Here is a 9,748-nt window from a genome sequence, read left to right as displayed (position 1 = left end):
AATCGAACCACGCGGCTGAGACCCCCGCTCGGGCTACGCCCTCACGGCGGTCTCAGCCGCGCGCAAGGGTGGCCGACTTTTGCGCCGCCCAGTGGCTGGGTTTTACGCCGCCGTTGACACCCTCGGGCGAGAGCTTCGCCTTCACCGTCCATGCCGTCTTCCTGCCCCGGCCCCGGATCGAGATTTCCGGGCCGCAGGGCGTACAGGCCACCTTCGACTGGCAGGCGGCAAGGGACAGCACCCTTGAACGCATGTGCACCGCCACACTGATCAACGACCGCGAGGGATACTGATGCTGACACTCGACCTGAGTAATGAACCCCGCTGGCACGATCTGGCGCCCGGTGTCCGGGTGCAGCTGCGTCCGCTGACCACCGCGCTGATGGTCGCCACCCGCAGCGAACCGGAGGTGGAGACAGTTCCGGACGGGACCGGCGACGAAGAGCGCGCCCTGATCTTCGCCAAGGCGCTGGCCCGCCGGGCGGTGCTGGACTGGGAGGGTGTCGGCGATGCCGATGGGAATGTCATCGATCCGAGCCCTCAGGCCATCGATGCGCTCCTGGACATCTGGCCGATCTTCGAAGCCTTCCAGCTGGTCTATGTCTCGAAGGGGCTGCTGCTGGAACAGGAAAAAAACGTCTCCGCGCCCTCGCCGAATGGTCCTTCGGCGGGGGCGACAGCTACTGCGCGGCCTGCACGCAATTCTGCGAAGACTGCCCCACGCGGCAAAACCAGCCGCTGACCTGGGAGGGCTGGCAGGTCTGGGATCTGGTCGGGCGCCTTGGCGGCCAGATGCGGGTGCTCCCGGGCGCGGTGATCGGCTGGGATCTGAATGCCGCTCTGGAACTGGCAGCGGCGCTGGGCATTCCAGCCCCGGCAGCCGCCGAACTGCTACCCATAATCGAGGCGGTGATGGTCCGGAAGATGAACGAGCAGATGGCCGCGAACGGATCCAGCGCGATCAGCTTTTGACCTTGGGAACCAGCGTGACACCCGCCAGCCCCTCAAAATGCGCGTCGCAGGTCAGAAGCTGCGCGCCATGCGCCTGCGCGGTGGCGAAGATGATGGAGTCGGCCGTGGCCAGCTTGTGGGCACGGCAGGCCTCGGCCGCGGCCAACGCGGTTTCGGTATCGAGCGGCACGACCTGACAGATCTGGGTGAAGGCGATGACCTGATCGGCCTTGTCCTCGCCGATCTCGCGGGTCAGCCATTTCGCCAGTTCCAACTGCACCATGGTCGGCACCAGCCAGTCGGCCTGTTCCGGCAGCTGATCGGCCAGCTTGTCGCCGGTCGGTGACGCGATCAGCCATTCGATCCAGGCAGAGGTATCGACGAGGATCATTCAGTGGCGGTCCTTGCGATCGCGATAACCTTCGGCATTGGCACCCTTCGCCAGCCCGCGCAATGCCTCGCGCTTGGGAACGGGCACCAAGAGCACCCCGGTCCCTTTCGGAATGAAGGCAAAGGTCAGCCCGGCTTCCCAATGCTGGGCGGCACGGATCGCCTTGGGGATGGAGATCTGGAATTTCGTGGACAGGGTCGCGGTCTCGGCCATTGTCATACCCATCATTGATCGATGCGGAGAATGTAAGACACGCATCGGGGGAGATCAAGGAATCCCTTCATGGTAGAGAAACGTGTCAGCGTCCGCCTTGCGGCGGTGGGCGGGCGGCAGGTGCGCGCCGAGTTGGAGGGCGTCGGCGAGGCCGGATCTCGCGGTTTCGGACGGCTGTCGCGCGAGATGGAGGCGGCGAACGCCCGTATGGCCGGGTTCACGCGCAAGGTCGGTGTCGCAGCAGCTGCGGCAGTTGCCGCTGCCACGGCTGCTGGCATCGCCATGGTGCGATCCGGACTGCAGACGGTCGATGCGCAGGCCAAGCTCGCCCAGTCGCTCGGCACCACCGTCGCCTCGATCCAGACACTGGAACGTGCGGGCGAACTGGCAGGTGTCTCGATGTCAGGCATCGAGCAGGCGACCAAGGATCTGACCCGTCGGCTGAGCCAGGCAGCGGCGGGTGGCGGCCCGGCGGCCGATGCATTGGAACGGCTTGGCCTGACAGCGGCTGATCTGCTGGCCCTGCCGCTGGACCAACGCGTCGGGGCCATCAATGCCGCCATCGAGGCATTCGTGCCCGTCGCTCAGCGCGCGGCCGTCGCGGGCCAGCTCTTCGGCGAGGAAGGTTCGATTGCCATGGCGCGGATCGATACGGCGACCTTGCGGCAGGCGACCGAGGATGTCCGGGCGTTCGGGGTCGTGGTCTCGGAACAGGATGCCGACCGGATCGAGCGGACAAACGACGCGATCTCGCGGCTGGGTCTGGTCTGGCGCGGGTTGTCGAACCAGCTGGCAGTTGCCGCAGCACCTGCGCTGGAAGCCGTCGCCGATGCCATGGCGGCGCTCGCCAGCCGCACCGGACCGCTCGGGATGGCGATCAGCGGGCTTTTCGACCAGCTCGGCAGGCTGTCGACCTATGCCGCCAGCTTCGCCACCTTCATGGCCGGTCGCTGGGTGGCCGGGCTGGCAGCAGCGGCACTCTCCGTCCGTGGTCTCGCCACCGCATTGCTGGTGCTGCGCGGGGCGCTGATCCGGACCGGCATCGGCGCCCTGATCGTCGGCGCAGGGGAACTCGTCTATCAGTTCACCAAGCTGGTCAAGGGCGCGGGCGGCTTTGGCAATGCCATGGCGCTGATGGGCGATGCCGCCAAAGCGGTCTGGGAGGGGATCAAGACAACGTCCATGTCCTTCGCCGACGATTTCCGGGCGATGTAATCCGAGATCGAGGCGATCTGGACCCGGCTGATGGCCTTCCTGGTCGGGAAATGGGCGGATTTTCTGGGGATGATCGCCCCCACCTTCAACAAGGTGGCGGAAGAAATCGGATCCGACACCCGGATCGATGTCTTCGAGGCGCTGGGCCGAGCCTCGATGCTGGAGCATGCGGCCAGCAATTCCGCCCATATGGCAGGCCGATATCGTGACCGGGCCAGTACCAGCCGCGCCTCGGCCTTCGATGGCGTCGGCCCGGCGATGGATGCCCTGCGCGCCGCGATGTCGGGTGGTGAAGATGTCGGAACCGAGGCGCTGGACGTGGCGACCGAAGCCGCCGGGCGTTATGAGGATGCTCTGGGCGGGGTCGAAACTGCTGCCAGCGGCGCGGGCGCTGCCGCAAAGGACGCCGGGGCAGCGGGGAAAGCGGCGGCGGAAGCGGCCAAGCCCGCGACCGAGGCCACCGCCACCGGCTGGAAGGCCGTGACCGAGGCGCTATCGGATTATGCGAAGAAAGCGAAGGATATCGGCGCCGATATCGGTCAGGCGCTGGTCGGCGCGTTCCAGAGTGCCGAGAATGCGGTCGGAGAATTCGTGAAGACCGGCAAACTCGATTTCCGCGATCTGGTCACCTCGCTGCTGGCCGATCTGTCGAAGCTGGCGGCACGGCGTTTCCTGCTGGGTCCGATTGCCAATGCGCTTTCGGGCGCGCTGGGCGGCGCAGGCGGGATTTTTGCCAGTATCATGCACAGGGGCGGCATGGTCGGTGCCACAGGTGCTGGCCGGATGGTGCCGGCGCTGGCCTTTGCCGGGGCACAACGCATGCATGCGGGCGGCATGGTCGGTCTGCGCCATGACGAGGTACCGGCCATCCTCCAGCGTGGCGAACGGGTGCTGTCGCGCCGCGATGCGCAGGATTACAGCGAGGGCGTCACGGTCAACATCAATGCCCGCGACGCCGAGAGCTTTCGACAATCCCGCACCCAGATCGCCGCCGATATCGCCCGCGCCGTCTCGCTGGGGCGTCGCGGATTGTAAGAAAGAGGTCAGACCATGGCATTTCACGAGGTCCGGTTTCCGGACACTATCAGCCGCGGCGCGCGTGGCGGGCCGGAACGGCGCACCCAGATCGTCGAACTGGCCTCGGGCGACGAAGAACGCAACGCGAGCTGGGCCAACAGTCGGCGGCGCTACGACGTCAGCTATGGCATCCGCCGCGCCGACGATCTCGCGGCGGTCGTGGCCTTCTTTGAGGCTCGGAACGGGCGGCTTTATGGTTTTCGCTTCAAGGATTGGGCCGATCATCGGTCCTCCCTACCCTCGCGGGCGCCAGCAGGAACGGATCAGCAGATCGGCACCGGCGATGGCGTCACAACCGCCTTTCAGCTGGTCAAACGCTATGCCTCGGGTGGACAAAGCTGGTCCCGCGCGATCACCAAGCCGGTCGCAGGCACCGTCCAGGTCGCCCTGAACGGTGTGTCGCAAGGCTCCGGCTGGTCGGTCGATCACAAGACCGGCCTCGTCAGCTTCGACACTGCACCATCCGCTGGCATCGCCATCGCGGCAGGGTTCGAATTCGATGTTCCGGTGCGCTTCGACAGCGACGCGCTGGACGTCACGCTGGATATCGAACGGCTGGGATCCATTACCTCCATTCCCCTGCTGGAGATCCGGCGATGAAGAATATCTCGCCTGCATTGCAGGCCCATCTCGACAGCGGCACCACGACGCTCGCCTGGTGCTGGCGCATCATCCGCGCCGATGGCACCGCCTTCGGCTTCACCGATCATGACCAGACCCTCATTTTCGACGGCACGGATTTCGAGCCGGAAAGCGGGTTGACCGCCAGCGAGATCCGATCCGGCGCCGATCTCTCGGTCGATGCCCAGGATGCAGCGGGCGCGCTGCGCTCCGACCGGATCACCGAGGCCGATATTCTGGACGGGCGCTGGGACAATGCCGAAGTCGAACTCTGGCGCGTCAACTGGCAGGCACCATCGCAGCGGGTGCTGATGCGGCGCGGCGCCATCGGTCAGATCAGGCGCGGACGGCATGCCTTCGTGGCCGAGATCCGGTCAATGTCGCATATCCTCGGTCAGACGGTCGGCCGGACATTTCAGGCCGGCTGCGATGCCACGCTGGGCGATGCCCGCTGCGGGGTCGATCTGGAGGATCCGGCTTTTCGCGGCGCGGGAACCGTGATCGAAAGGTTGCGCGACCGGGCGTTCACCGCCTCCGGGCTCGGTGGCTTCGCACCCGGCTGGTTCCGCTTCGGCACACTGGACTGGACCACTGGCCCCAATGCCGGTCGCCGCGCGGAGGTGCTGGCCCATGATCGCAGCGATGGCATTGCGGTCCTGACGCTGCTGGAAGTCCCGATCCGGGCGATTGGCGCAGGCGAGGGCTTCACCGTCCGGGCGGGCTGCGACAAGCGCATCGCCACCTGCGCCCAGAAGTTCGGCAATGTCGTCAACTTCCGGGGTTTTCCGCACATTCCCGGCCAGGACACCATTCTGCGCTATGCCTCATCGGACGGTGAGCATGATGGCGGTGTGCTTTGACCCGGCTGCAGACTGCAGCCCATCCGGACCGCATCATCGCCGCCGCGCGCGGCTGGCTCGGCACGCCCTATCACGATCAGGCCAGTTTACGGGGCGTCGGCTGCGACTGCCTCGGGCTGGCACGCGGCGTCTGGCGGGAGATCGTGGGCGACGAGCCTTTCCCGATCCCGCCCTATAGCCGCGACTGGGGCGAGACCGGCAGCGGCGAAGTGCTGGCAGACGGCGCGCTGCGGATGATGATCGAGGTTTCCGTCGCGGATGCCGGGCCGGGCGCGCTGGTCCTGTTCCGTATGCGTCCCGGCGCCATCGCCAAACATGTCGGGATTCTCACAGCGCCGAACCGTTTCATTCATGCCTACGAGCGGCTGGGCGTCATCGAAGAGCCCATGACATCTGCCTGGCGCCGCCGCATCGCCTTCGCCTTTCTGTTTCCTGACTCCTGAGGTTTTCCTGAATGGCAACATTGGTATTGGCCTCGGTCGGCGCCACGATTGGCGGCGGCTTCGGGGGCGCGATCCTCGGCTTTTCCGGCGCCGCCATCGGCGGCATGATCGGCTCCACCATCGGCGCGGCCGTGGACAGCTGGATCGTCTCCTCGCTCGCCCCGGCCCAGCGCATCGAAGGCGCAAGGCTCGACAATCTGCGCATCACCGCCTCGACCGAGGGCGCGGTCATTCCGCGTGTTTTCGGACGCATGCGCATGGGCGGCAATATCGTCTGGGCCACAGATTTCCGCGAGGAAACGAAGACCAGCCGTCAGGGCGGTGGCAAGGGCGGCGGGCCCAAGGTCGAGACAACCGAATATCTCTACTACGCGTCATTCGCCGTGGCACTTTGTGAAGGTGAGATCACCGGCATCGGGCGCATCTGGGCCGATGGCAAGCCGCTCGACGCCTCGGGGATTACCTGGCGCTGGTATCCGGGTTCCGAGATACAGGAGCCAGATCCCTTCATCGCCGCCACCATGGGCGTGGACCAAACACCTGCCCTTCGTGGCACCGCCTATGTGGTTTTCGAAGACCTTCCGCTGAGTGATTACGGCAACCGTCTGCCACAGTTTTCCTTCGAGGTCTTCCGGCCGCTCGCCGATCCGGACAGTGCCGAGAGGCTGACCCGTGCCGTCACCTTGATTCCGGCCTCCGGAGAATTTACCTATGCCACCGAAGCCGTTCGCAAGGGCGGCAATGGTACCACCTCGGCCGAGAACCTGAACGCCGCGCCGGGCAGCGCGGATATGATCGTGGCGCTGGACCGGCTGCAGGCCATGGCGCCGAAGGTCGAGAGCGTCAGCCTGGTCGTCGCCTGGTTCGGCAACGATCTGCGCTGTGGACATTGCACCATCCGACCGGGTGTCGAGGTTGCCGCGAAGGCGAGCACGCCGCACCTCTGGTCGGTCAGCGGCATCGCCCGCGATCAGGCGCATCTGGTGAGCCGTGATTCCGAAGATCGCCCTGTCTATGGCGGCACGCCAGCGGATTTCGCAGTGATGCAGGCGATCCGCGAGATGAAGGCGCGCGGGCTGCGGGTGACCTTCTATCCCTTCATTCTCATGGATGTCCCATCCGGCAATGCGCTGCCGGATCCCTATTCGGACCATGCCGCTGGCACCGGCCAGCCCGTCTTTCCATGGCGCGGGCGGATCACCTGTTCGCCAACGGCGGGTCAGGCAGGCAGCGCCGACAAGACGGCGGCTGCGGCTGATCAGGTTGATGCCCTTTTCGGGACTGCCAGCGTGGGTGATTTCGCCGTCAACGGCGACGAGGTCCGCTGGGCGGGCGATGCAGGCGATCACGGACTGCGCCGCATGGTGCTGCATTACGCCCATCTCTGCGCGGCGGCGGGCGGAGTCGATAGCTTCCTGATCGGTTCCGAGATGCGCGGGCTGACAACCATCCGGGCAAGCGGGAACAACTACCCGGCCGTCGCTGCCTTCCGGGCGCTATCCGCCGATGTGCGCGCCATCCTCGGACCGGATACCAGGATCAGCTATGCCGCCGACTGGTCAGAATATTTCGGCCATCAGCCAAACGATGGCAGCAATGATGTCTTCTTCCACCTCGATCCGCTTTGGGCCGACCAGAACATCGATTTCATCGGCATCGACAATTACCTGCCGCTCTCCGACTGGCGCGACGGGTTCGATCATCTGGACGCCCGAGACGGATGGCCCGCCATTCATGAACGCGCTTATCTGCAGTCGAACATGGCGGGCGGCGAGGGGTTTGACTGGTTTTATGCCTCGGCGGCGGATCGAACTGCACAGGTCCGGACACCGATCACGGATGGTGCCCACGGCAAGCCCTGGGTGTTCCGGCCGAAAGATATTTTGGGCTGGTGGTCGAACCGCCATTTCGACCGGCCGGGCGGGGTCGAGGCCGCGACACCGACCGCTTGGGTGCCAGAATCGAAACCGATCCGCTTCACAGAACTCGGCTGTCCCGCCATCGACCGCGGCACCAACCAGCCGAACGTGTTTTATGACCCGAAGTCTTCCGAAAGCTTCGTGCCGTATTTCTCGCGCGGCTGGCGGGATGACGCGATCCAGCGCGCCTACCTCGAAGCGTCCTATCTCTTCTGGGGTCAGCCCGCGAACAACCCGGTCTCGGCTGTCACCGGCCAGCGCATGATCGAGATTTCAGAATGCGCCGCCTGGACCTGGGATGCCCGACCCTATCCGTTCTTTCCGGCGCTGGGCGATATCTGGACGGATGGCGCGAACTGGCGGCTCGGCCATTGGCTGACCGGGCGGCTGGGCGCAGTCTCGCTCGCGTCCCTCGTCCGTCATCTCTGCCTGCGCGCCGGGCTGCCGGAATCCCGCGTCGATGTCTCCGGCCTCTGGGGCGCCGCCGAGGGCTATGCGATTACCGCACTGGAAAGCCCCCGCGCCTCAATCACCACGCTGGCGCGGCATTTCGGCTTCGACGCGGTCGAGAGCGAGGGCGTCATTCGATTTGTGATGCGCGGCCGGGCACCGGTTGCCACCATCGCCCATGACAATCTGGTCGCGGGCAACACCGGTGGCGAAGCGATCGAACTGACCCGGGCGCAGGAGACCGAACTGCCGCAGGCGCTGAAGTGGCAGGTGGCCCGGGCCGACGAAGATTACGATGCCGCGATTGTCGAGGCGTCCCGCATCACCGTCGATACCAGCCGCATCGCCTCCGAGAGTTTCCCGATGGCGGTACCCCCCGAAGAGGCCGAGCGCCGCTGCCGCCGCGCCCTGCAGGAAGCCTGGGCGGGCCGCGAAAGCGCGGTGTTTCGCCTGCCACCTTCGCGGCTGGCGCTCGACCCGGCCGATGTCATCGCGCTGGATCACGACGGGCGCCAGCAGCAGTTCCGCCTGACGGCCGTGGCCGATGCCGAAGCGCGCGGCATCGAGGCGGTGCGTCAGGACCGCGAGGCCTATGATCTGCCGCCTGGCGCCGAGCGACCGACCACCCTGCCCCGCGCCGTCACCTTCGGACCGCCGGAAGTCGTCATTCTCGATCTGCCACAACTGCGCGACGATATCCCCGCGCATCTGCCACTGATTGCGACCACCGCAAAGCCTTGGCCCGGCGCGCTGGCCGTCTATCGCAGCCCCGGCAGTGACGGGTTCGAACTGCTGACCACGGTACGCCGCCGGGCGAACATGGGGCGTCTCACCGCCGATCTCTGGCCCGGTCCCACCTCACGGTTTGATCTCGGCAATGTCCTGTTCCTCGATCTCGCCAGCGGTCAACTGGACAGTGTCAGCGATCTTGCCCTCTTCGGCGGGGCCAATGCGCTGGCAATCGAAGCCGCGCCGGGGCGCTGGGAGATCGTCCAGGCGGGCTCGGCCGAACTGATCGCGTCGGGCCGATACCGCCTGAGCCGCCTACTGCGCGGCCAGCGCGGCACGGAACATGCCATGGGCAATCCGACCCCGGCCGGGGCACGGGTGGTGCTGCTGAACGAGGCCCTGACGCCGCTGCCGATCCCGGAAGCCGATCTCGGCGTTCCCTTCAACTGGCGCATCGGTCCCGCCCGCCATCCGGTCAGTAGCGAGACCTTCACAGTGGTGAGCTTCGCCCCTGAGGGCGAGGGACTGCGGCCCTTTTCGCCAGTGCATGTCAACCAGCCATGGCGCCGCCCGCATGTCCCGGGCGATCTGACGCTTCGCTGGACGCGTCGGTCCCGCAGCCTAGCCGCCGACAGTTGGCAGGGGCTGGAGGTGCCGATGGCCGAAGAAGTCAAAAGCTATGAGATCCGGATCATGGATGGCGCGGCTGTGAAGCGGACACTGACCACCAATGCGCCGTCGGTCACCTATAACGCCGCGCAACAGACCGCCGATTGGGGCGCGCTGCTGACACCGGGTGACAGCCTGACCATACGCATCTGCCAGCTCTCTGCCCGTATCGGACGGGGCACGGCACGCACGACCACGCTTTATCTCTAA

8 protein-coding genes and 2 pseudogenes are annotated in these 9,748 nt (G+C 66.2%); 8 read left to right on the top strand and 2 right to left on the bottom strand.

Annotated elements, in window-relative coordinates:
* From G7044_RS17720 to G7044_RS17710, 3 genes and pseudogenes are all read left to right on the top strand, one after another.
* A pseudogene (locus G7044_RS17720) lies at positions 1-293 on the top strand (hypothetical protein); the annotation flags it as partial.
* Positions 293-742, top strand: a complete 450-nt coding sequence (locus G7044_RS17715) for a hypothetical protein (protein WP_166331320.1) — start codon at positions 293-295, stop codon at positions 740-742. The pseudogene G7044_RS17720 and the gene G7044_RS17715, both read left to right, overlap by 1 nt.
* 50 nt (positions 743-792) lie before the next feature.
* Positions 793-972, top strand: a complete 180-nt coding sequence (locus tag G7044_RS17710; RefSeq protein WP_166331318.1) for a DUF7697 family protein — start codon at positions 793-795, stop codon at positions 970-972.
* On the opposite strand, the gene G7044_RS17705 is transcribed toward G7044_RS17710, so the two are convergent.
* A complete protein-coding gene (locus G7044_RS17705; RefSeq protein ID WP_166331316.1) occupies positions 962-1,342 on the bottom strand; it encodes a type II toxin-antitoxin system VapC family toxin in 381 nt (126 codons plus the stop codon). The genes G7044_RS17710 and G7044_RS17705 overlap by 11 nt on opposite strands.
* Positions 1,343-1,555, bottom strand: a complete 213-nt coding sequence (locus G7044_RS17700; protein ID WP_166331314.1) for an AbrB/MazE/SpoVT family DNA-binding domain-containing protein — start codon at positions 1,553-1,555, stop codon at positions 1,343-1,345. It lies immediately after the preceding gene.
* A gap of 69 nt (positions 1,556-1,624) precedes the next feature.
* On the opposite strand from G7044_RS17700, the pseudogene G7044_RS17695 reads away from it, so the two are divergent.
* From G7044_RS17695 to G7044_RS17675, 5 genes and pseudogenes are all read left to right on the top strand, one after another.
* Positions 1,625-3,805 (top strand): annotated as a pseudogene (locus tag G7044_RS17695) (phage tail tape measure C-terminal domain-containing protein).
* A gap of 15 nt (positions 3,806-3,820) precedes the next feature.
* On the top strand, positions 3,821-4,447 hold the full coding sequence (locus tag G7044_RS17690) for a DUF2460 domain-containing protein (protein ID WP_166331312.1): 627 nt from the start codon (positions 3,821-3,823) through the stop codon (positions 4,445-4,447).
* Complete coding sequence (locus G7044_RS17685) at positions 4,444-5,328, top strand: DUF2163 domain-containing protein (RefSeq protein ID WP_166331310.1); 885 nt, start codon at positions 4,444-4,446, stop codon at positions 5,326-5,328. The genes G7044_RS17690 and G7044_RS17685 overlap by 4 nt, the downstream gene beginning before the upstream one ends.
* Positions 5,325-5,771, top strand: coding sequence for an NlpC/P60 family protein (locus G7044_RS17680; protein ID WP_166331309.1), 447 nt, complete (start codon positions 5,325-5,327; stop codon positions 5,769-5,771). Before G7044_RS17685 ends, G7044_RS17680 begins: the two co-directional genes overlap by 4 nt.
* An 11-nt stretch (positions 5,772-5,782) precedes the next feature.
* Entirely contained in the window at positions 5,783-9,748 is a 3,966-nt protein-coding gene (locus tag G7044_RS17675; protein WP_166331307.1) for a baseplate multidomain protein megatron, read from the top strand.

It is taken from the genome of Paracoccus xiamenensis, assembly GCF_011308835.1.
Classification (GTDB): Bacteria; Pseudomonadota; Alphaproteobacteria; order Rhodobacterales; family Rhodobacteraceae; genus Paracoccus; species Paracoccus xiamenensis.
Note: the sequence above shows the minus strand (reverse complement) of the source record. Positions and strands in the feature narration are given on the sequence as shown.

Excerpts from the sequence above, each read along its gene's own strand:
- G7044_RS17675 (WP_166331307.1), top strand. The coding sequence starts at position 5,783 with ATGGCAACATTGGTATTGGCCTCGGTCGGCGCCACGATTGGCGGCGGC.
- G7044_RS17710 (WP_166331318.1), top strand. The coding sequence starts at position 793 with ATGCGGGTGCTCCCGGGCGCGGTGATCGGCTGGGATCTGAATGCCGCT.
- G7044_RS17705 (WP_166331316.1), bottom strand. The coding sequence starts at position 1,342 with ATGATCCTCGTCGATACCTCTGCCTGGATCGAATGGCTGATCGCGTCA.
- G7044_RS17700 (WP_166331314.1), bottom strand. The coding sequence starts at position 1,555 with ATGGCCGAGACCGCGACCCTGTCCACGAAATTCCAGATCTCCATCCCC.
- G7044_RS17715 (WP_166331320.1), top strand. The coding sequence starts at position 293 with ATGCTGACACTCGACCTGAGTAATGAACCCCGCTGGCACGATCTGGCG.
- G7044_RS17690 (WP_166331312.1), top strand. The coding sequence starts at position 3,821 with ATGGCATTTCACGAGGTCCGGTTTCCGGACACTATCAGCCGCGGCGCG.
- G7044_RS17685 (WP_166331310.1), top strand. The coding sequence starts at position 4,444 with ATGAAGAATATCTCGCCTGCATTGCAGGCCCATCTCGACAGCGGCACC.